This is a genomic window from Microbacterium sp. A84, assembly GCF_051842815.1.
Lineage (GTDB): Bacteria > Actinomycetota > Actinomycetes > Actinomycetales > Microbacteriaceae > Microbacterium.
Genome location: NZ_JBPXMS010000002.1, coordinates 130,674 through 152,071 on the forward strand (window position 1 = coordinate 130,674; position 21,398 = coordinate 152,071).

The 21,398-nt window shown below is 65.1% G+C and carries 22 protein-coding genes; 4 read left to right on the plus strand and 18 right to left on the minus strand.

Features of this window, described 5'->3' with window-relative positions; genetic code table 11:
• Nucleotides 1-50 precede the first annotated feature (50 nt).
• The 9 genes from ACSU04_RS10995 to ACSU04_RS11035 all read right to left on the minus strand — a co-directional run bounded on the left by ACSU04_RS10995 (nucleotide 51) and on the right by ACSU04_RS11035 (nucleotide 9,124).
• Nucleotides 51-485: a hypothetical protein gene (locus ACSU04_RS10995; RefSeq protein ID WP_439289519.1), complete on the minus strand. Its 435-nt coding sequence runs from the start codon at nucleotides 483-485 to the stop codon at nucleotides 51-53.
• Nucleotides 486-556: 71 nt separating this feature from the next.
• Entirely contained in the window at nucleotides 557-1,675 is a 1,119-nt protein-coding gene (locus ACSU04_RS11000; RefSeq protein ID WP_439289520.1) for an ABC transporter, read from the minus strand.
• 83 nt (nucleotides 1,676-1,758) lie between these two features.
• The gene (locus ACSU04_RS11005) at nucleotides 1,759-1,944 is read right to left on the minus strand and encodes a hypothetical protein (RefSeq protein ID WP_439289521.1); all 186 of its coding nucleotides are present in this window, start codon (nucleotides 1,942-1,944) and stop codon (nucleotides 1,759-1,761) included.
• A gap of 153 nt (nucleotides 1,945-2,097) precedes the next feature.
• A complete protein-coding gene (locus ACSU04_RS11010) occupies nucleotides 2,098-2,751 on the minus strand; it encodes an HAAS signaling domain-containing protein (protein WP_439289522.1) in 654 nt (217 codons plus the stop codon).
• Complete coding sequence (locus ACSU04_RS11015; RefSeq protein ID WP_439284771.1) at nucleotides 2,748-3,080, minus strand: PadR family transcriptional regulator; 333 nt, start codon at nucleotides 3,078-3,080, stop codon at nucleotides 2,748-2,750. Before ACSU04_RS11015 ends, ACSU04_RS11010 begins: the two co-directional genes overlap by 4 nt.
• A gap of 156 nt (nucleotides 3,081-3,236) precedes the next feature.
• On the minus strand, nucleotides 3,237-5,114 hold the full coding sequence (locus tag ACSU04_RS11020) for a glycoside hydrolase family 13 protein (RefSeq protein WP_439289523.1): 1,878 nt from the start codon (nucleotides 5,112-5,114) through the stop codon (nucleotides 3,237-3,239).
• 120 nt (nucleotides 5,115-5,234) lie between these two features.
• Nucleotides 5,235-6,170 carry a sugar ABC transporter permease gene (locus ACSU04_RS11025; protein WP_439284775.1) on the minus strand — a complete coding sequence of 312 codons (936 nt, stop codon included), beginning with the start codon at nucleotides 6,168-6,170 and terminating at the stop codon, nucleotides 5,235-5,237.
• 1 nt (nucleotide 6,171) lies between these two features.
• Nucleotides 6,172-7,785, minus strand: coding sequence for an ABC transporter permease subunit (locus ACSU04_RS11030; protein WP_439284777.1), 1,614 nt, complete (start codon nucleotides 7,783-7,785; stop codon nucleotides 6,172-6,174).
• 94 nt (nucleotides 7,786-7,879) lie between these two features.
• Entirely contained in the window at nucleotides 7,880-9,124 is a 1,245-nt protein-coding gene (locus tag ACSU04_RS11035) for a sugar ABC transporter substrate-binding protein (RefSeq protein ID WP_439289524.1), read from the minus strand.
• A gap of 188 nt (nucleotides 9,125-9,312) precedes the next feature.
• Between ACSU04_RS11035 and ACSU04_RS11040 the strand changes: the two genes are divergently transcribed.
• Complete coding sequence (locus ACSU04_RS11040; RefSeq protein ID WP_439289525.1) at nucleotides 9,313-9,801, plus strand: YajQ family cyclic di-GMP-binding protein; 489 nt, start codon at nucleotides 9,313-9,315, stop codon at nucleotides 9,799-9,801.
• Nucleotides 9,802-9,952: 151 nt separating this feature from the next.
• Complete coding sequence (locus ACSU04_RS11045) at nucleotides 9,953-10,366, plus strand: DUF2255 family protein (RefSeq protein ID WP_439289526.1); 414 nt, start codon at nucleotides 9,953-9,955, stop codon at nucleotides 10,364-10,366.
• 14 nt (nucleotides 10,367-10,380) lie between these two features.
• Here the strand turns inward: ACSU04_RS11045 and ACSU04_RS11050 are convergent, their stop codons facing one another.
• Both ACSU04_RS11050 and ACSU04_RS11055 read right to left on the minus strand, forming a co-directional pair.
• Nucleotides 10,381-11,031, minus strand: a complete 651-nt coding sequence (locus tag ACSU04_RS11050; protein WP_439289527.1) for a response regulator transcription factor — start codon at nucleotides 11,029-11,031, stop codon at nucleotides 10,381-10,383.
• The gene (locus tag ACSU04_RS11055) at nucleotides 11,019-12,770 is read right to left on the minus strand and encodes a sensor histidine kinase (RefSeq protein ID WP_439289528.1); all 1,752 of its coding nucleotides are present in this window, start codon (nucleotides 12,768-12,770) and stop codon (nucleotides 11,019-11,021) included. The genes ACSU04_RS11050 and ACSU04_RS11055 overlap by 13 nt, the downstream gene beginning before the upstream one ends.
• Before the next feature lie 181 nt (nucleotides 12,771-12,951).
• On the opposite strand from ACSU04_RS11055, the gene ACSU04_RS11060 reads away from it, so the two are divergent.
• Both ACSU04_RS11060 and ACSU04_RS11065 read left to right on the plus strand, forming a co-directional pair.
• Nucleotides 12,952-13,086, plus strand: a complete 135-nt coding sequence (locus tag ACSU04_RS11060) for a hypothetical protein (protein ID WP_439284810.1) — start codon at nucleotides 12,952-12,954, stop codon at nucleotides 13,084-13,086.
• Nucleotides 13,087-13,498: 412 nt separating this feature from the next.
• A complete protein-coding gene (locus ACSU04_RS11065; protein ID WP_439289529.1) occupies nucleotides 13,499-14,089 on the plus strand; it encodes a GntR family transcriptional regulator in 591 nt (196 codons plus the stop codon).
• Here the strand turns inward: ACSU04_RS11065 and ACSU04_RS11070 are convergent.
• The 7 genes from ACSU04_RS11070 to ACSU04_RS11100 all read right to left on the minus strand — a co-directional run bounded on the left by ACSU04_RS11070 (nucleotide 14,074) and on the right by ACSU04_RS11100 (nucleotide 21,342).
• Nucleotides 14,074-15,123 (minus strand): alpha/beta hydrolase, encoded by a 1,050-nt coding sequence (locus ACSU04_RS11070; protein ID WP_439289530.1) that lies wholly within the window; start codon nucleotides 15,121-15,123, stop codon nucleotides 14,074-14,076. The two genes, ACSU04_RS11065 and ACSU04_RS11070, sit on opposite strands and share 16 nt — an antisense overlap.
• A 27-nt stretch (nucleotides 15,124-15,150) precedes the next feature.
• Nucleotides 15,151-16,203 carry a hypothetical protein gene (locus ACSU04_RS11075; RefSeq protein WP_439289531.1) on the minus strand — a complete coding sequence of 351 codons (1,053 nt, stop codon included), beginning with the start codon at nucleotides 16,201-16,203 and terminating at the stop codon, nucleotides 15,151-15,153.
• Between the two features lie 158 nt (nucleotides 16,204-16,361).
• The gene (locus ACSU04_RS11080) at nucleotides 16,362-17,735 is read right to left on the minus strand and encodes an FAD-dependent oxidoreductase (protein WP_439289532.1); all 1,374 of its coding nucleotides are present in this window, start codon (nucleotides 17,733-17,735) and stop codon (nucleotides 16,362-16,364) included.
• Between the two features lie 37 nt (nucleotides 17,736-17,772).
• Nucleotides 17,773-18,834: a polyprenyl synthetase family protein gene (locus ACSU04_RS11085; RefSeq protein WP_439284819.1), complete on the minus strand. Its 1,062-nt coding sequence runs from the start codon at nucleotides 18,832-18,834 to the stop codon at nucleotides 17,773-17,775.
• 10 nt (nucleotides 18,835-18,844) lie between these two features.
• Nucleotides 18,845-19,570, minus strand: a complete 726-nt coding sequence (locus ACSU04_RS11090) for a class I SAM-dependent methyltransferase (RefSeq protein ID WP_439284820.1) — start codon at nucleotides 19,568-19,570, stop codon at nucleotides 18,845-18,847.
• Nucleotides 19,571-19,728: 158 nt separating this feature from the next.
• Nucleotides 19,729-20,640: a hypothetical protein gene (locus ACSU04_RS11095; protein ID WP_439289533.1), complete on the minus strand. Its 912-nt coding sequence runs from the start codon at nucleotides 20,638-20,640 to the stop codon at nucleotides 19,729-19,731.
• 126 nt (nucleotides 20,641-20,766) lie between these two features.
• Nucleotides 20,767-21,342 (minus strand): hypothetical protein, encoded by a 576-nt coding sequence (locus tag ACSU04_RS11100; RefSeq protein ID WP_439289534.1) that lies wholly within the window; start codon nucleotides 21,340-21,342, stop codon nucleotides 20,767-20,769.
• Between the last annotated feature and the right edge of the window lie 56 nt (nucleotides 21,343-21,398).

A 21,398-nucleotide genomic window follows, 5' to 3' on the forward strand; every position in this document is an offset into this window, starting at 1 on the left:
CCAGAGTACGGCGATCTGCGTGTTCAGCCGAGATTTCCGGGGGTGGTTGGTTAGGACCCGTTCGGATCCTCGCGCTCCCAGGGCCACTGCGGATGTTTCGCCTTCGTCCGGCGGAGCGCAACTCCGGCCCAGGATGCCACGGCGGCCACCAGAAGAATCACGAGGCTCGCTCCCCCGGTGATCAGCCCACCCATGACCGCCATCGCCGTGACAAACTCGCCCGTCGCGATCGCGGCGACCAGACCGACAGCCAGCAGATGTACGAGTGCGGTGGTGATCGAGATTGTCCACACCGAGCGGAAGCGCGGATGCTTGATCCGCACAGCCAACCAGAGGATGCCTGCGAACACCGCGACGGCGATGACCATGCCTACGATGCCCGGCGCTTGGCCCACTCCCGGGATTGCGATGATGTCAGCATCCGTCGCGATGCTCAACGCGCCCAGGCCGAAAACAGCGAGAGCGAAGAAACCGATCGTCGTCATGACTGTCGCCAAGGCGGCCGAAACCCCCGCAGGCACGGGGCCGCGAGGGTCAGGCGTTGAAGTGGTCGTGATTACCTCGGCAGGCTCGGGCCGGCCTCAAGCGTGCGCTCGTACTCACGCTGAGCCTCGGCATTGAGTTCGGTCTTGCGAGCGCCACTGCGAGCAGCCCACGCGCCGAACCAGATGGTGAGCTCGCGACCGAACACGAATGCGGCGATGGCGAGCGGCGCCAGCAGCTGCGAACCGACGAGCTCGCTGCCCTCGCTGGCGGTGACGGCCCAGAACGGCGCCTCGAACAGCTGACCGAGAATGTGACCGGCGTAAGCGAAGATGCCGACGATGATGCCGAAGACTACCCAGCGACCCCAGCGGCCGCGGTTGATGATCGCACCGAGCAGCCAGAATCCGATGAAGAACACGACGACCGGAACCCAGAAACCCCAGGTGGTCAACGGAGCAAGTGCGGCTTCGCCGATGTTCTCACCCGTGACGTCGCCAGCAAGAGCGCCCAGGCCCAGAGCAGTGGCGAGGTACAGGATTGCGAAAGAAAGCGTTGCGAGCAGGCCGATGCCAGCCGCGGTGCCACGGTTGTTGCGTTCACGCGGCGGCTCGGGGGCCTGCACGAAGATCGGCTGCTGCTGCTGCGAGAAAGCCGGCGGCGCGGCGACGATCGAGTCAGACGAGACGCTCGGCTGGGGAACCGGCTCCGACGGAACGACGCGGGTCGCGGTGTCGTCTGCGGCCGGCGGCAGGTACGCGGTGTCGGCGATGGATGCGTCGTCGGCGTCGGCGGCGGGCGCGGCGGGCCAGCTGTCTACGCTGGATGCGTCGGCAGGCGCGATGGCGCGTTCGTCAATAGCCTCGGACGGCTCGGAAGACGCCGAAGATGCGAAGGATTCCGGGGCGCCGAATGTACCAGGATGCGCCCTCTCCGCCTCTTCGAATGCGGCGAGATCGGGGTCGACAGCATCCGCGACACTGTCAATGCCAGCAGATTCTGCGCCGGCGACGTGCGCGTCAGCGCCTTCGGCTGCGCCGTCTGCAGCGCCGTCGATGTCTGCGCCAGCAGTGTCAGCACCGGGTACCTCGGCGGCGGCCGCCTCGGCCTCGGCGAGTCCAGCGTTGGCACTGTCGACGACGTCGTTGACGTCTGCCGGCTGCTCGGGCTGGGGAACCTCGGGGTCACTCATGGGGGCGCCTCTCGTCGGATATGTGCAATGTGAGGTTATCTCCGCATGGTCATGCGGCTGCGGAGGCGTGCCGACGTGTCGCTCTACCCGCTGGATTTCAGGGTGGATGCCGCCGTGCTGGCATCCGCGCCGCGCAGGGTGTCGCCGAGGAAGTTGAACAGGTCCGTCGCCATCGGAGCGGCGAACCAGAGCAGCGCCACGATGACGCCCACGCAGAAGATGCCGGCGATCCAGCTGATCACCCGATTGCGCCCCGCGACCCCGGCCATGCCTCCAAGGTACGACCGCTCGGGCTCTCCCCCGCCGCAGACACGCACTCCCCCTCTGACTGCCGTTGCGAGTGGCCGCTTGTGGCTCTATTTTTCGCAATTTTCGAGCCACGCGCGCCCACTCGCAATCAGCTCATGTGGGGCGGGGCGGAGTTAGGTGCGGGGCGCGTGGGGGCGCCGGCGCAGGCGCCAGAGGAGCCAGAGGCCGGATGCCGGAATGAGCAGGATGCCGACCACGACGAGCCCGCTCCAGACGAGGTCGTACGTCGCTGGCAGCAGCGGGTTGTTCACAGGTGCAGAGAACTCGCCGCTCCCGGTCGATGTACCCATTGCGCCGCCGGGAGCAGCTTGGAAGGCGAGCAGTCCCGCACCACCTATGACGATCAGCGCAACAAACGGCACGATGATCGCAACCGCCTTCTCCCACGCCCGCCACAGCGAGCTGAAGCAGACCAGCACCACGCCGACCACCCAGCCGGCGAACGGCAGCACGATGCCGCCGACACTCAGAGTCAGCGCGGCAGCGATGGCGAAGCCGCGCGTGCTCGTCGCCGGCGCATTCCGCACCGAGGGTGCGGTCGGCGGCGGCACAGGTACCGGCACCTCTTCTTGCGCCTCGCGGGCGACAGCCTCTGGATCACCGAGCTGTGCGATCCGGGCGGCGGTGGCCGCGGCATCCAGACCCTGCAGCTCCTCAAGGATCCCGCCACGAATCTCGGCGGCGACGCCGTGCGGCACATTGCGCATCGCAGCATCCAGGCGCGTCAAATAGTCTCCGCGCAGGCGATCAGCGTCGGCGATGTTCATGAGGGTTCCTCTCCGATGAGTCCGGTGACGACTCGGGCGAACGGCATCCACTGTGTGCGGAACTGCGCGAGTTGCGCGATTCCGGCATCCGTCAGTCGGTAGTACTTGCGCGACGGGCCGGACTCGCTCGGCCGATCGAAAGTACTCACCCAGCCGTTATCGCGCAGGCGCCCGAGCAATGGATAAAGCGTGCCGATGCTCGCGATCAGCCCGGCGCCAGTCAGCGCCTCTGACAGCTGCCAGCCATACATCGGCTCGCGCGCGAGGAGGCCGAGTACGCAATACTCGACCACTCCCTTGCGCATCTGCGCTCCGACGTCCGCTGTCATGCATCACAAGATAGCATGCCTCGCAAGATAGCCCTCGTTTACGCCCCGCGACCCCTTGCGAGCGGGCGCCTGTGGCTCTATTTTTCGCAAATTTCGAGCCACAAGCGCCCACTCGCAACCAGGGACAAGGCACCCAAGCACCCCAGAACGGGGGACCTAGGGGGTTGGGACTCCGGGGAGATGCCAGGCGGCGAACGACGCACCGGACGCCTCGATGGTGATTGCACCAGCCGCCGTCAGTACCGCCGAGCCGAACAGCATCCGCGCCTGCCCGATACCTGCGATCGATGCGGCATCCAGCACGATGTCCGCTCCGCTGCGCGTCGCCAGCACGAGCACGGATTCCTGCGCCGACTCGCGGACAAACACGATCGTCTCGTCATCCACGTGCAACCAGCGCATACCGCCCGTGCCGAGCACCGGATGCTCACGACGCAGCGCGATGAGCGAGCGATACTCGGCCAAGCGCTCCGCGACGGCAGGCTCCTGTTCGGATCCCCACGGCATCGGCGTCCGACTGGCCTCGCCGTCGACTCCGGTAAGCCCGAACTCGTCGCCGGCGAAGACGACCGGCAACCCCGGCATCGTCATGGACAGACCGACCGCGACCGGCACGGTTCCCGGTGCCGCGTTCGTCGCGAAGCGAGCAGTGTCGTGAGTGTCGAGCGGCTGCATGTTGCCCTGCCTCACCCGCCACGGAATGCCGGCGGTGAATGCAGTCACACTGTCGACGAAATCGCGAGCCGTGTACCGAGGGATGCCGCCGGTCTGCAGCCCGAAGAACCACGGCTCGGTCTGCTCGTCCCCCTGAGCTGTCAGATAGGGTGCGAAGTTCGCCTCACACAGCCAAGCCCACAGCGGACGAGTGAACGGCGGATACGTCATCGCGCCGTGCCATCCGTCGCCCTGCAGGTCACTGACCGCGTCGTTCGTGGACTCACCCAGCAGGATCGCGTCGGGATTGATACGGCGCATCGACTCACGCAGCAGCGCGCGCACCTCGGCGTTCACATCGACAGCGCCGAGACGCCCGGTCATGTTCGCCACATCGACCCGCCAGCCGTCGGCGTTGTACGGCGGCTTCAACCACTTCGCGACGATCGAGTCCTCCGCTGAGACGAAACGCTCGCGAAGCGCCTGCGACTCCCAGTTGAACTTCGGCAGCGAGGGCACCCCCAGCCACGTCTCGTACTCAGTATTGCCCTCGTCAGTGAAGTAGTAGTAACTCTCAGTCTCGGCCCCCGGGTTGCCGAGCGCAGCCTGGAACCACTCGTGCCGGTCACCGGAGTGATTGCTGGTGAGATCGCCGATTACACGGATGCCGCGGGCGTGTGCCGCTTCGATCAGCTCGATGTACGCCTCGTCGCCACCCAGGAGCGGGTCGACGCGATCGAAGCTTGACGCGTCATAGCGGTGGTTGGATGCCGCCGGGAACACCGGAGTCAGATAGAGCAGGTTCACGCCCAACTCAACGAGGTGGTCCAGCTTCTCGATGATTCCGGGGATGTCGCCGCCGTAGAACTGGCTCGAGCGCGCAGGCATCACCGGGTCAACGGGTGTGCTCCAGTCGGTGGGCATTGCCCAGTCCGGGGCGGGATGCTCGTCGGCCTGCGCTGAACGGGCGAAGCGGTCGGGGAACACCTGGTACATCACCGATTCGTTCAGCCACGCCGGTGGGGCCTCGTTTGCGACGAGAGCGAAGTCGTCGGCATCCACGGTCTCGATCGAGTGGAGACCCGCCTGGTTCAGCCATTCGACCCGACCGTCGACGTGCAACAGCATGAACCGGTAACCATGACGGGGGTTGCGAACCGTGATGTCCACTTCCCACCAGTGCCAGCTGTCGGTGCTGCCGATGCGACGAGCGTCCGTCCATTCCGGCTCATGATCAGGGTTGGAGCGCGCACGTACGGCCTTGAGCTGACCGTAGCCTGCCGGGACGCGCACTCGCACTGTGACCTGCTCGCCCAACGCAGGAGCGGAGTTCGAGACGTGCAGGGGCGAGCCGTCGTGATGGGGAAGAAGGATTGTCATGTCAGGACCTTTCGGTTGACGGCGATGCTCCATCGCCGGAAATCGACGTGGTTGCAAGGCGGGTGCCATGACAGAGCCCTTGAGTTGTTGTTACATTGTGCGCCTCATCGGCGCAGAACGCTACTTCACACTACCGGCTGTCAGACCCCCGACGATGTACTTCTGCAACGCCAGGAACAGCGCCACCGGAAGGACCGCGGCAAGAACGGCGCCAGCGCCGAAGACGCTCCAGTTCTTCGAGAACTCATCGGAGACGAACTTGTAGAGGCCAACCGCGAGCGTCTGCTTCTCAGGATCGACGAGGATCAGGCTCGCCAAGATGAACTCACTGCTCGTGCCGATGAAACTCAGCAGTCCCACCACCGCGAGGATGGGAGCGACAAGGCGCAGGATGATCGTGAAGAAGATGCGCGCGTGTCCGGCGCCGTCAATCTTCGCGGCCTCGTCGATCGACGAAGGAACAGTGTTGAAGAATCCGTACATCAGGTACGTGTTCGCGCCCAATGCCCCGCCGAGATAGACCATGATCAGGCCGATCTGCGAGTTCAGGCCGATCGCCGGGAAGACGTCGCCGATGGCGACCATGATCAGGAAGATCGCGACCATCGCCAGCATCTGCGGGAACATCTGCACGACCAGCAACGCCGTGAGGCTGAAGCGGCGACCGGTGAAGCGCATGCGCGAGAACGAGTAGGCGGCGAGAGCGCCGAGAATCACCGTGAACACCGCAGTCACCAGGCCGATGATCAGCGTGTTCACGAACCACGCCGCATAAGGGCTTCGCGGACTGTTGAACAGCGTCACGTAGCTGTCGAAGCTGATGTTGCTGAACAGAGAGTTCGCGGTCAGTAGCGTGCCGCCGGGGTTCAGCGATGCACTGAGGATGTACAGCAGCGGGAAGAGTGCGAACGCACCCACAACGATCCCGACGATGTGCCGCCAGCCGGTCTCGCGGAAGTAGCGTTTGAATGGACGACGGGGTGCTTTGCCGACACCGGGGATCCCGGCATCCGCAGTCACGATCGCTGTCGTCGAATCGGGCTTCACGGAAGTCATTTCAGTTCAACTCCTCAAGAGACTTGGTATGCCGGAATGCGACGATCGAGATCGCGGCGACGACGAGGAAGATGATGATCGAGAAGGCGCTGGCCAGACCGTAATCAGCGTTCGAGCCGACGAAGGCGACCTTGTACACCATCGTGATGAGAATGTCGGTCGCGCCGACGTTCATGCCAGCGCTGATATCGCGCGGCCCGCCGCCGGTGAGCATGTAAATCAAGCTGAAGTTGTTGAAGTTGAATGCGAACGACGAGATCAGCAGTGGCGCCACCGACACGAACAGCAACGGCAGCTTGATCGAGCGGAACACTCTCCACGCACTGGCGCCATCGACGCGGGCCGCTTCTTGCACATCTTCCGGGATCGATTGCAAGGCACCGGTACAGATCAGGAACATGTATGGGAAGCCCAACCAGAGATTCACCAGCAGGATGCTGATCTTCGCCAACCACTCGTTGGTCAGCCAGGGGATCTCTGCCCCGCCGAAGAGGACGGCATTGAGGAATCCGAACTCCTGGTTCATCATGCCGGCCCACACCAACGCCGAGAGGAACCCGGGGAAGGCGTACGGCAAGATCATGATCACTCGGTAGTACTTCTTCGACTTCATCCGCGGGTCATTGAGCACCACCGCAATGAACAGGCCGAGCGCGAAGCAGGTCGCGACCGACAGGATCGCGAAGGCGAAGGTCCACACCAGCACCGAGAGGAACGGTCCGCGGACAGATTCGGCGCCGAACGCCTTGACAAAGTTGTCGAAGCCGACGTTGATCTGCCAGCCGGGCATGAGCTCGGTGCCGTCGGCTGCAGTGAATGCGCCGGTACCGATATCCGAGTAGACGTCTCCAGATCGAGTGTCGGTCATGGTCGCGGCGGCCTCGTCATAGATGAGCGAGGATACGTAGACGTAGGCCTTCGATCCATCCGGCGTGCGCAGGGCGCCGTCATTCGGGTCGTCACTGATCGGCACTGCCAGATCCGCGATCGCCTGCTGATTCTGAACAATCTGTGCGAAGCCGAGCGTGTTGTAGCCAGAGAGACCGACGGCCATATTGCCGTCCATCTCGGCGCCGTTGACTACTTCAAGGGGACGCTCTTCGCCACCGATGGCGACGTCACCGTCGGGCGATGTGACCAGGAAGGAGAACTCGCCGAGCTGCTCGACGATAGTGAGGTCATAGGCGGCAGAGTCCGGCACGCGTTCCTGCGCCGAGAGCATAAGCGCGTTGACGGCACTGTCCTTGTCGCTGTTGTGCCCGGTACCGTAGTTCGTGAAGGCGATATAGCCCGTGTAGAGCGCCGCGAAGACTTGGAAGACAAACAGGAAGATCAGGCCGGGGACGAGGTACTTGGCCGGCAGATTGCCGCGGCTGAAATAGATCCAGTTCGCGATAGCCGTAACGATTGCGACGATGGATGCTGGCAGCCACTGCTCGCTCTGCAGGAGGACGAAGATCGCGTAAACGGCGAGCGCGTCGATGATGCCAAGGGCGATGACCTTGAACAGCATCAGCTTCCAGCCGATGCTCGCGGCATCCGCGATTCGCGCTGCGCGGCGGGATCTGCTGCTCGGCGCGACCGCGTCGGTGTCTACGTTGGTCGGCGTGCTCATCGGTTCCTTCTGGTTCGCGTGATCTTGTCGGCGTGCATCCGTGTGCCAGCGGAGTGACGCCCGGGTGTGGACGTCACTCCGCTAGTCAAGCTGATCAGTCGATCGCGCCCTGGATGTCGGTGGCCATCTTCGACCAGAGCTCGGCCGGGTCACCCTGGCCGTTGATCAGCGCCACCTCGGTGACACCCCAGTACTCCCAGACCGATCCCATCTGAGGGATGGAGGGCATGGGCACGGCGTTGGCGCCGACCTCGCCGAAGCCGGCGGTGATCGGGTCGGCCGCGATGGCTGCCTCGTAGGATGCCGTCAGTGCAGGTGTGCGTCCGCCAACCTCGTAGAGCGCCGTCTGCACCTCTTCGCTGCCGACATAGTTCAGCAGGAACTCGTTAGCGGCGAGGCGGTTCTCACTCTCGGAGCTGAGGAAGAAGCCCTGCACTCCGGCGAACGGCTGCGCGTCCTGATCGCCCGCGGCCGGGATCGGGTCGATCTCAACGTTGAGCCCGGCGTCGATCGCGTCGGTGGCGTTCCACGGACCGGTCAGGTAGAACGGCGACTTGCCGGCGAAGAAGCTCTCGCGCGCGATGTCGGGGGTGATGTTCGTGTTCAGAACACCCGCGGCGCCCTGCTCTTGCAGCCACGCTGCGAACTGCTCACCACCGGGGTTGCCGATCTGCAGGTCGGTTGCGTCGTAGGAGCCGTCGGCACTCGTGCCGAACACCGGAGCGCCGAACGAGGTCTGGAACGGGTACAGGTGATAAGGATCGGATGCCTCGGGGTCAAGGCCGACCAGGAACGGGTACTCGGCGCCGGAGGCTTGACCCTTGGCGATCATGTCCGCGTAGTCGGTGGCCGCCTCAGGAACGAGATCGGCGTTGCGCAGCAGTGCGATGTTTTCGATGGCATAGGGGATGCCGTAGTTCTGCCCCTCGTAGTTCCAGGCGTCGAGGGCGATCTGCTGGAACTCGTCTGCACGGTCACCGAGCTCGACCGGGGCGACGACGCCGTTGGTGACGAGCTCACCCAGCCAGTCGTGTGCGCCGACGGCTACGTCAGGACCCTTGCCGGTCGGCACCTGCTGGACGAACTGCGTACGCACCTCGTCCATCTGCTTCTCGACGATCGTGACCTTCACGCCGGTGTCGGCGGTGAACTTCTTCGCGGCGTCCTCGAGGACGGCGGCGCGGTTGGTGTCGGCCCAGACTGTGATCTCGCCGGAGAACTCGGCCGCGGCGTCGGAGTCATCGGTGGGGGTGCTGCTCGATGAGCAACCGGCGAGCGTCAGCGTCGAAATCACGGCGAATGCGCCGAACGCGACGATGCCCTTCTTGTGCACCTTCATTGGTGTCTGCCTCTCTGAATGCGGAAGACCTGCGTTACTGCAAGCGCTTACAGTATGCCTGCTACCCCGCCCTCATTGCAACGGGAGCGCGTAGTGATATCAACCTGTAACCCACGCAACGCCCGCTCCTGCGCCATGGAAGCGCTTCCAGGAACCCGCCTCAGAGGCAAAATCGATAGGATGGCGGCATGGCAGACTCATCGTTCGACATTGTCAGCAAGGTCGACCACCAGGAGGCGGAAAACGCCCTCAACCAGGCCCGCAAGGAGGTCGAGCAGCGCTACGACTTCAAGGGCACTGGAGCGTCCGTCGAGTGGAGTGGTGAATCCATCTTGATCAAGGCGAACACCGAAGAGCGCGCGAAGGCCGTTCTCGACGTGTTCCAGACCAAGCTCATCAAGCGCGGCATCTCGCTGAAGAGCCTCGAGACCGGCGATCCCTTCGCCAGCGGCAAGGAGTACCGCATCGTGTCCGAGCTCAAGGACGGCATCTCCTCCGAGAACGCGAAGAAGATCGGCAAGATCATCCGCGACGAGGGCCCGAAGGGCGTGAAGAGCCAGATCCAGGGCGACGAGCTGCGCGTGCAGTCCAAGAACCGCGACGATCTTCAGGCCGTCATCGCCCTGCTCAAGGGTTCAGGCCTCGACGTCGACCTGCAGTTCATCAACTACCGGTAGCGCACCGCGCTGACCAGGTGTATTCCTGGTGCTTCCGCGTGACGCGGGAAGAATAACCCGGCTGCAATGCGAATTGGAGCCGGGTTTTTCTTCCGCCAGGTGAGCGGCGGGGCCGCCCGGGATCATCGCCGGGTGCGGTAACTTCAGCGGCATGAGCTTTGACACTGTCGTACGGGTATTGGACGAGACCTCGGTGGTCGCCATCGTCACCACGAGAGCCAACGGCGATCCGATCGCCACGCCGATCTGGTCGATGGTCATCGATGGTGTGCCCTATGTGCGATCGGTGCACGGAGCAACCGCCTGGTGGTATCAGCATGTGCGCGCCGGACGCCCGGTGGCATTTGCCCTCGGCGACGGTGCGATCGCGGAGCGTGATCGCGTTGCTGCGCTAGACCTTCCGCGCGCGCAGGTCGCGACCGTATACGTGCCGGTCGACGACGAGGTCCAGCTGAAGATCGACGACGAATTGCGGCGCAAGTACGACGGCCAGACCTCGTCGGTCGACGCGATGCTGACCGACGACGCGCGATCGTGCACCCTGCGGATCGACGAGGCACGCTGAACTGCAGTTCGGCGTCAGCCCCGGTTCAGGTACTGAAGCACCGCGAGCACGCGGCGGTGCGCATCGGAATCGACGGCCAGCGAGAGTGCATCGTAGATGCGAGAAGCGTGCTGCACGACGGCTTTCTCGGTGAGGAAGAGCCGCGCCGCAATTGATGCGTTGCTGCGCCCCTCTGCCATCAGACCGAGCACTTCCTGTTGCCGCGCGGTCAACGCTCCAACCGCCGAATCCGATCGACGTGCGCGCGCGACCATGACCGCGACGACATCGGGGTCGATTGCTGTGCCCCCTTCTGCGACATGGTGCAGGTCCGCCAGAAACTGATCCACGTCGGCAATGCGTTGTTTGAGAAGGTAGCCGATGCCCCCGGTGTGGTCAGAGAGCAACTCCACGGCATATCGCCGCTGCACATGCTGCGAGAGCACAACGACAGCGGTCCCCGGAAACCGCGCGCGGATGCGCAAGGCGGCAAGCAGTCCCTCATCGGTATAGCCCGGCGGCATGCGAATGTCGGTGACAACAAGATCAGGCCGTTGCGCGGCGACGGCCTCCTCAAGTTCCGACGCGTCAGCCGCGACCGCCACCACGTCGAAGCCGGCGTCACCCAGCATCAGTTCGAGACCGCGCCGCAGCAGGGCCTCGTCTTCCCCAATTACAACCCGCATGGGATCTCCGCCCGAATAGTTGTGCCGGCGCCGGTTGCGCTCTCGATGTGTACCCGGCCGCCCAGCGCTTCCACCCGCTCGACCATTCCGGTAAGACCAGACCCCCGGCCCTCCCTCGCACCACCATCACCGTTGTCGCGCACCTCGACGTGCAGCACGTTGCCTGCTCGACTCAGCTGCACCGCGATCGCTCCGGCGCGCGAGTGCTTCACCGCATTCGCGAGAGCCTCGGCCACCACGAAGTAGGCGGTACTTTCGACCACGGGCGAGCATTCATTGTCGCTGATACTGAGCGTCAAAGTTGTGGGCACCGGCATCCGGTCCACCAGGTCTTCGGCCGCGGCCGAAAGCCCGCGTTGGGTCAGTGCGGCCGGCATGACCGAGTGCACCACCTCGCGCAGTCCGGCCGCTGCCGTGTCGATTCCCTTGCGCAACTCGGTGGCACGCTCCTGCACCGCATCCCCGTCATCGCCCGCGTTCGCGATCTGCTGTGCTTCGAGTGCCAGAAGAACCAGCTGCACCTGCAGCCCATCATGCAGATCCTGCGCGATGCGTCGACGCTCACGGTCGGCGACCTCGACCAGTCGCTCGCGAGAAGATTGCAACGCGCGACCGCTCGCGAGCAGCTCGGCGATCAGCCGTTCGCGGTCGAGCGCGATCGCGACGACTCGACCAGCGGTACGCACGAGCTCTGGCTCGGCCATAAGCGCGATGTCGCACGAGATCGCGCCGATTCTGCGCCCATCCAGCTCGACGGGCTCGAGCCCACGGCTCGCCTGCTCGCGCGCCGCCGTCACCTCAACACCTTCCGTATCGACGTACCCGTTGCGGCCAGGAACCCAGAACCATACTTCAAGTGTCGGGTCGCCGAGCGTGCGAGCCAGTGCCGCGCCGATCTCCGGTTTGGTGCGCCCGGCCTCCCCCAGCCAGACCCCCAGCTCCTCTAGTTCACCCGTCCGAGCCACCCCACCTCGCAACACTCCGAGCGCGAAGACAATGGGAACCCCGCAGAACATGAGCAGCTGCAACGCAGCAACGTCCTGCGGCGCCCACGCGAAGACCGGTCGCAGGATACGGGCGGCGAACAGCATGACGACAACGGCAGCGATTCCGTACCCGTACAAGGGCACGAGCACGCGCCGTTCAGTAGTCGATGAACGCCGGAGGCGATGTGTGAGCAGCACCAGCGTGCTCGCCAGGACGACGAAACCGACTGCTTCTTGAACGATCCCACCCCACCGGGCAAGCTCAGGGGCATCCGCAATCGCCAGCCCGGGGACACCCGGGTTCGCCACGAACAGATAGCTGGGAGCTTCCAGAAGCAGCGAGGTGCCGTAGGCAACCATCACCGTCATACGTGAGATCCTCCCGCGCACCCGGCCGGCGGGAAACGCCAGCAGCAGGTGCACGAACCCGGCGAGCGGCATGCTGCCGGCGATGGTGCCGAGCCAGACGAGCGCGGGGACGTCGGTGTTGCCCGCACCGCCGAGAAAGACCCACACACCGGTGAGCAGAATCAATGCGCCCATCCGATTGCTCGGTCGGTGATACCAGGCGAGCAAGCCCGCCCCGAGATAGATCAAGACGTTGATCGGGAAGAGTGCAAGCACCAGGCCGAACGGGCCCTCGAGCGGCAGCAGGGCAGTGAGCGTAAGCACAAGCACGAGCCCCAGACACAGAATCGCGAGGAGTGCGCGATTGAAGGATCGCCGTATCGGTGCGCTCGCGCCCATGCTCATCAGAAAATCCTCAGCCGTGAAAGTGTGTGCGTTTCGCGCTCGACGCAGTCTCATCATGACCGCGATCTCAACGCCGGTGCAAGCGCGACGCGGATCTTGCTCAGCCGCGCGTCAATTCTGGCGACCTAGGTCTATACGACCGCTCCGTACGCGCGAATACGCTACCCAGCATGGATCTTCCATGCGTGTCATCGTCCGGCTTGTCGCGGCGTCGCGGAGCCCGTCGCCCGTCGTAGTCGCCAAGACCATCATCGCCACCCTTTACGGCGCGGATGCCGTGCCGTCCAGCAACCCGGCTGCACCTCCGGCAGGCTGACGCGGCCACATTGCATACCGGTATATGGGTCGTTGGATACTGATATATGGGTCGCGATCGTCAAGACTGAAACGAGGCCGCAACCGGAGGCGGCCCCGACGTAACCGTGCCGCATCGAACAGCTGGTCGTCACGCATCCGAGTCTGGGGGTTCAGGACGCGTGACTTCAGCACAGGAGTCGGGCGAGACTCTCGATCGCGGTGGTCACGTCGATGTGGTCAGCGGGTTCCGGCCCGCTGGCCACTCACGTTTGGGGTTCGATGCGCAAGATCGCGCGGGGTTGGCATCTTGCCCAAGTTCATGATGTAGTTACTCTCCCGGCACAATGGGGCGTCCGGGATATGAGTGGTTTGGGGGCGAGGATCCCATGTTAAACACGGGTTCACTCCGCATCGGGGGTAAGAAGCAATTGTTGGCCGAGGACGTCTTCCGGCATGTCGGAGAGGCAATCCTCAGCGGTCAGCTCAAACCGCACGAGCGCATCAGAGATATCGAGTTGGCGCGCGAATTGCACGTGTCGCGGATGCCGGTACGAGAAGCCCTGCAGCGACTCGAGCGCATCGGTCTGGTGCGCATGTATCCCAGCCGATACACCGAGGTGAGTGAAGTCACGGATGCCACATTCGAGGCCTCGTGCGAGTTCGCCGGATTCCAATCGGGGTTCGTCGCCCACCTTGCAGCGGGGCGGATGGACGACGAGCAGCGCGCCGAGGCGGCGAGCATGATCGATCGGATCGTCGCAGCGACCGATGATCAAACGACGAGTTCGCTCATACGGCGGGACCTCTTCACGTACTTGTCGAAGCACAGTGACAACTTCCTGCAGCACAGCCTGCTCGACGAAGCGAGCCTCGCTCTGACGCGCAACCTGCAGCGGTTGGTGCGGGATCCCGCACAGCGGGAAGCATCACTTCCCGCCTGGGCCGCACTGCGAAAAGCAATCCTGGCGGGTGATTCGTCCGCCGCCGAGCGCGCCGCGCGTGCCGTTCACGGGCTGGTGTGAACCCACCCGGTCACCCAGCGCTCCATCCGCGCGTAGGCATCATCGCGCGCCTGCTTGCGTGACAGGAACACGTCGTGCAGTGCGCCGTCGACGCGTTCGACCGTGACGGATGCTCCGAGCTTCAGCGCACGGCGCGCGATGTCATCGACCACCAGAACAGTGTCGGCCGAGGTGAGATCCTCCGACCAGCGCGACGGCAGCGCCGAACGCGCCGACAGCAGCACGCACACCGGCACCGGGATCGACAGCCCCTCACCTACCGCGCGGTGGCCGTCCAGGATGGCATGCAACCACCCCGCATGCACGGCCATTGCTGGCGTCGGCCGCCACTGCAAGTTCGTCGTCATCGCGTCATCCACGTCGGCGACCTCGGCCTGTGCACGCGCGTAGAAGCCGAGGTCGATCTGCGGCGTGACATCCAGCGGACGCAGTCGCGCCTGCAATTCGACCATCGGCGCGATCGCCGCGCGCAGCGGGGCGAGCTGAAACTCCAGCCACGGCGCGTTCAGGATGACAGCTGCCGCAGCATCCGGATGCCGGGATGCCCACAGGCTCAGCACCAGGCCACCCATCGAGTGCCCCATCAGCACCAGGCGTCGCGGACCACGCGAGGTGTCGGCATCCTCGGCGATGGCTTCGACCGCGGCCGCGATGTCCTCGTCGTAGGTCTTGAGGTCTGTGATGTACCCGGGCGTCTGGCCATCGCGAAGGCTGCGACCGTACTTGCGCAGGTCGAGCGCGAAGAAACGCGCGCCGCGCGCCGACCAGAACCTGGCCAGGCGCTTCTGAAAGAAGTAGTCCGACCAGCCGTGCACGTAGAGCACGTCGACGCCGTCCAGCAGCGGCGGATCATCCTGCAGTGGCAGACCGCGAAGACGGCGGACGAACCGCTCCCAACCAGCGGGCTGCGGCGGCACCGGCTCAGGCAGCGCGCGCACCAGCGTCGCAACGACCTCACCCTGGTCGTCTTTTCCCAGCGGGAGGGTTCGCTGTTCGAACTCGTCTTCGAGGACATCCGGAACCCACTGCGCCATGCTGACCACCCTAGTCAGGGTGAGGCATCACTGAAGTGCGGCGGCGTTGGCCGCCACGATCTCGGCGACGGCCGTGAGATCACCGGCTGAGCCTCCGACAGCCCCGGTCAGTCGAATCCAGTCGTCACCGACGAGGATGTCGACGATGGGGCTCGGAGATGCCGCCTCGTCGGTACCGGAGTACGCCGCATCGGCTCCCGCCACGGTAATCGCCGTCCGCCCCTCGAGGATGTCGAAGGCCCACACACCACCGGGAAGATCGGTGAGCAGCAGATATTGCTCGCTTTCATATCCGCCCTCATCCGTATAGAGGCACAGGGCGCCTCCGTTGACCACGTGGTAGACCTCGGCCGGAACACCCCAGCCGCCGAAACGGCCGCCGAGATGCGCCGGCACGCCCCAGAGTGCACCCAACTGCTCCACAGAGAGCAGTTGATCGCACTCGGCCCCTGCGATCGCAGAGTGCGCCACCTCGTAGCCCTCCTCCTGCTGGCTCGCCGCCGCCTTGTCGACCCAGGACTGGGCGAAGACGCGCGCGCCCATGGTGTCGTCCGGCGTCAGCGCGGGTGCGGACACTTCGCCGACCAGCAGCGCATCACCCTCGCGGGCCATCAGCACGCAGGCGCCGTCGTAGCATTCCGATGGCATCTCGTCGTATCCCGCAGCGACCACCGCGTCAACGATCGCCTGGGCGCCGGGGACGATCATGACGTGCCAACTGTCTTGCGCACCGTCCGCGCTTGGCACTGCGTCGAACGCACACACGGTGCCGCCTGCACGTTGCGTCATGAACTCGGCAGGGCCCGCGTACCAACCGGGCGCGGATGCCAGCGCGATGCGTTCCTTCACACCATCAGCCCCGAATCCGACGAACTTGTCCATCGCCGCAGCAACCTGATCGCAGTCGACGTCGAAGGCGCTCACCGGCGCAGAACCCGGTAGCGGGTCCTCGGTGGCACTCGGACTCGGCGACGGGGCAGTGCTGACCGTCGGCTCTGGCGTCGGCGTTGGCTGGCCGGTGCATCCGGCGAGAAGCGTGAGGAGAAGAGCGGTGGTCATGATCGCCGCAGGCCTGTTCATGCGATCAGCATAGGGTGCACGGGGGCCGCCCTGTTTCCCCGGCACACCTGCAGGGCGAAAGCACGGGTGCAGGGCGAAACTACGGCGTGTCGCCGTGCATCCGTTCGATGGCACTGCATGTGTACCGGATGCTCGTCGGCCGGAGCCGCCAGGCGGAGCTACTCCCCGCGGGAGATCCGCACCATCTCGTCGCGCGGGACGACCTTGATGCGCACACGCTCGTGCGGCTCGCCGAGGGCGAGTTCGTGCTGGTCGAGGCGGTGCCAGCCGTCGAGGTCGGTCCACTTCACGCCGCGCTGCCCCAGCAACGCCGGGATGGCCTCCTCGGAGGGGTCTTCCGGATGCCACCACGAGCCCTGGTCGTTGACCAGATGCTGCACGGTTTCCATTGCATCCGACTTGGTGTGGCCGATGAGTCCCACCGGTCCGCGCTTGATCCAGCCCGTGGCGTAGACGCCGGAAACACGCTCGTTGGAGTCCTTGGCGACCACCTGGCCCTCGTGGTTCGGGATCACACCGTGGCGCTTGTCGAAGGGAACATCCTTCAGCGGCGAACCGAAGTAGCCCACGGCGCGGTAGAGCTGTCCGATCGCGATCTCGCGCAGCTCGCCGGTGCCTTCGAGCCCGCCAGAGCCGTCTGGCCGCGTGCGTTCGTAGACGATCGCGGCGACCTTGCCGTCGGCATCCGTCTTGATCTCAACCGGCTTCGCCCAGAAATGCAGATGCAGGCGACGGGATGCCTCGCCTCCGGCGTTGTTCGCCGAAGGAAGCTGGCGCCATGACTGCAGCACGCGGTCGATGACCTTGACCTGCTTGTTGCTCGCGACCGCGGCGAGGGATGCCTCGTCGTAGTCGAAGTCTTCGTCGTAGACGACCACGTCGACATCGCGCAGATCGCCGAGCTCGCGCAGCTCAAGCGGGGTGAACTTCACCTGTGCGGGGCCGCGGCGACCGAATACGTGCACATCGGTGATGTTCGAGGCCTCGAGCCCCGCGTGAATGTTGTCCGGGATCTCGGTCGGCAGCAGGTCCTGTGCGTGCTTGGCCAACATGCGCGCCACGTCGAGTGCGACGTTGCCGTTGCCGAGCACGGCGACCGACTCGGCATCCAGCGGCCACTCGCGCGGCACATCGGGGTGTCCGTCGAACCAGCTGACGAAGTCCGCCGCACCGAATGATCCGTCGGCGTCGACTCCGGGGATGTCGAGCTTCGTGTCGCGGATGGCTCCGGTAGCGAAGATCACCGCGTTGTAGTGCTTCTTCAGGTCTTCGAGGGTAATGTCCTCGCCGAAGCGCACGTTGCCGAAGATGCGGATGTCGCCGCGGTCGAGCACGTCACGAAGTGCGTTGATGACGCCCTTGATGCGCGGGTGATCCGGAGCGACACCGTAGCGAACAAGGCCGTACGGCGCAGGCAGCTGCTCGAACAGATCGATGGAGACGTCGAAGGACCGCTCGGTCTTGAGCAGAATGTCAGCGGCGTAGATTCCGGCGGGGCCTGCCCCGACGATGGCCAGCCTGAGCTTGGTCATGAGTGTCCTTTCGGATGCTGCAGCGATCGAGGTTCGATCAGCTGCTGCGGTCAGCAAGAGATTCTGCGAAGCGGGTGAGAGCCTCACGCACCGCGCCCTTGGGCAGCGGCGCCAGTACGCCGATGGCGTCGCGCGTCCAGGTGCGGGCGAGCTCGAGCGTCTTCTGCGTCACCGCGTGGTCGCGCAGCTCAGCCAGCGGCTGGTCGAGGAGCGCGGCATCCGCACCTTCGGCGATACGTGCCACTCCGTCGTCGATGCGGGCGGCGAGGTCAGCGGCCGCAGCATCCGATTCTGCCTTCAACAACAGGTACGGCATTGTCGGCACGCCCGCGCGAAGATCAGTACCGGGGACCTTTCCGGTCTCCTCGGGCTTGGCGGACAGATCGATCACATCATCCAGCAGCTGGAAGGCGACGCCGACCTTCTCGCCGTACACGCGCAGCGGCTCGACGTACTCGGCGGGCGCGTTAGAGAAGATCGCACCGCCCTGCGTCGCCGCGGCGATCAGCGATCCGGTCTTGTCGGCGAGCACCTGGATGTAAAACTCGATCGGATCGTCGCCGGGCTGCGGCCCGACCGTCTCGTGCAGCTGCCCCATGACGAGGCGCTCGAAGGTGTCGGCCTGCAGTCTGATCGCGCGGTCGCCGTAGCGAGCCATGAGCTGGCTGGCACGGGAGAACAGGATGTCGCCGGTAAGGATCGCGACGTTGTTGCCCCACACCGCGTGCGCGGCGGGAACCCCACGGCGGCGGTCAGCGCCATCCATGACGTCATCGTGATAAAGCGAGCCGAGGTGCGTCATCTCCAGCGCTTTGGCGATGTCGATCACCGCGGGGATGTTGCCCTCACCGAGCTGGGCGGTCAGCAGCGTTAGCACCGGGCGGATGCGCTTGCCTCCCGCCTCGTAGAGGTAGCGGGATGCGGCATCCGCAATGGAGTCGGCGACGCGCAGATCCACGGCAAGCCCGCTCTCGACAAGGTCGAGGCCGGCTTCGATCTCATCGGCGACGCGACGTGCGGCGCGGCCGATGAAAACGCGGTCGCTGAAGCCGAGCCGGTTCGCGAGTCGCGAACCCGGGGCGGCAGGGCTCGAAGTCACGGTTTCTACCCTACCTGGGCGCGGGCTTCGGCTTCTGCGCACGATGCAGTGCGACGATGCCGAACGAGAGGTTGCGGAAGGCGACATCGGTCCAGCCCGCCTCGCGGATCCAGCTGGAGAGTTCCTTCTGATCCGGCCAGTCTTTGATCGATTCGTTGAGGTAGTCGTAGGCATCGCTGTTCGTGCCGGCGACACGGGCGACACGAGGCAGAACCTGGGCGTTGTAGAAGCGGTAGAGCCCGCGGAATGCCTTAGCGGGAGGGGTGGAGAACTCGTTGACCAGGAGCCTGCCGCCGGGCTTGGTGACCCGGAACAGTTCGGCGAGCGCCTTCTTCGGCTGCTGCACGTTGCGCAGACCGTATGACATCGTGACGGCGTCGAACTCGTTGTCGGCGAACGGCAGATTCATCGCGTCGGCCAGGGCGAAGGAGAGGTTGCTCAGATGTCCGTGGCGGCGTTTACCTTCGGCCAGCATCCCCGGTGAGAAATCGGCGGCGACGACGTCGGCTCCGCTGGCGGCGAGGGATGCCGAGGAGGAGGCCGTGCCGGCTGCGAGATCGAGGATGCGCTCTCCGCGTTTCGGAGCGACAGCGCGGGTCGTGGCCGCGCGCCAGAGCGCATCGTTGCCGAACGTCATGACGGTGTTGGTGCGGTCGTAGCCGGCCGCGACCTGGTCGAACATGCCGCTGACGCGCTGGGGGTCCTTGCCGAGGTCGGCGCGATTGGGCTGGGTCACCCGTCTAGTTTAGATCGTGTCGCCGCGCGGGGCTCTCGTTGCGGCGGGCTCGCGGTGTTTGCGGGCGCGCGTTGTTTGCGAGTGCTCGTTGTTTGCGAGTGGGCGCTCGTGGCTCGGAAAATCGCGAAAATGGAGCCACGCGCGCCCGCTCGCACCTGCTACCAGAGCTCTAGGGAGTACTTCGGGATGTCGTATGCGCCCCACCCCTTCATCTGCGGGTACACGACGAACATGCGGTCCTCACCGTTGATCTTCACCGGGATGCCGCAGGCCAGCGTGATCTCACCCATTTCGACGTCGTTGCACGCGATGCCGTCGAAATCGTACTCGCCGCCACGCTCCGCAATGAGGGTGATTCCTTCGTACAGGCCGTCCGCGGCGGTGACGTCCGGCGCGGTCGTTCCTGCGAGCGCCGCTTCAAAGACCGCACGCACCTGAGTCTCGCCACGCTGAAGCACCGGCGCCGCGAGGGTCAACTCTGCTCCGGCGACGTCCACCTTCACGGTACTTTCAGCCGACAGTTGGAAGCAGCAGGAGGGGTCATACAGGGTCGGGGCGGTCCAGCGGGCGAAGAACCCGTTCTCCGCGGATCCGAGCTCGACGATCACCTCGCGGTCGCCGCCGGTGAGGACAAACGGCTCGAACACTCCGACCGGTGCGAGCTCGGCATCCCACACCACGACCTGGTTCGGCCACGCGACTCCGCCACGATCGCAGTAGACGGATGCGGCCAGGAACTGCTCGCCCTCAGCATCCGTTCCGGTCAACGCGAACGCGCTCTCCGTCGCGCCGGACTGCATTTCCTCGACCAGCGATCCTCCGAGCATTACCCGGCCGTCGTTCTCGGAAATGCCGGGCAGCATGCCGTCGACGAGTGTTCCGGCGGGGTGCTCGCAGAGGGCAGGGACCTCGATTGTGAGCAGGGTATCCAGCGCGATGGCGGGTGCTCCGGTCGCGGTGGGTGTCGGGTCGGCCGCAGGCTCCTCCTCGCCGCATGCCGTCAGCGTCAGGGCCGCGGTCAGAACGACGGCAGCGGCAAGGATGCTTCGGGCAGTGGTGAGAACACGCATGCTCTAATCCTGTCAGCGGCCGGCGAGGGTAGCCGACCACCGTTCGGTTGCGAGTGGGCGCTCGTGGCTCTGTTTTCGCGACTTTTCGAGCACAAATGGACACTCGCAAGGGGTGAAATGCGGGCGTTAGCGGGACGGGTTCAGGGCTTCTAGGCGATCGAGCCAGGCGTCGGCGGTCGCGTCGTCGAAGGGAGCGACCTGAGCGCGCACGCGGGTCTCGAGATCGAGCGTGAGCGCCTCGAGGTGCGTCATGACGTCGGCCGGGTAGGCGAACTGGATGCTGTGCTCGGCCCACTCGTCGCGGTCATCGACCCAGGTGCCGGAGGGCCCGTCCGCGGCTGGGCGCTCGCCCTCGATGCGAATCACGTCGAGATCCATGTCGATGCCGGTGGCGAGGAGCGGGTCCTCTGACCAATGGATGTCCCAGCCGAGATCGATGTAGATGCGCATGTTGAACGGATGCCGCCTGTTGATGGTGAGCGCGTGCTCGCCGGATGCCGGGATCAGCGTCACGTTCGGAGCTTCCGCGTCGAACTGAGCGCCGGGGCGTTCGCTGTGCCACCCGACGGGCTGTCCGAGCCAGTCGCCCCACTCATCCGCGCCGAGATAGACGCACTCGTGTCGCCAGTGCGGTGTCCCGTCCCACTTCCGCCACTGGAAAATCATCGGTGTCCCGCTCGCAGGTCGCGCATCCGTCGTCATTTCCCCCACCCTAAATTGCGAGTGGTCGCGCGTGGCTCGGAAATTCGAAAAAACCG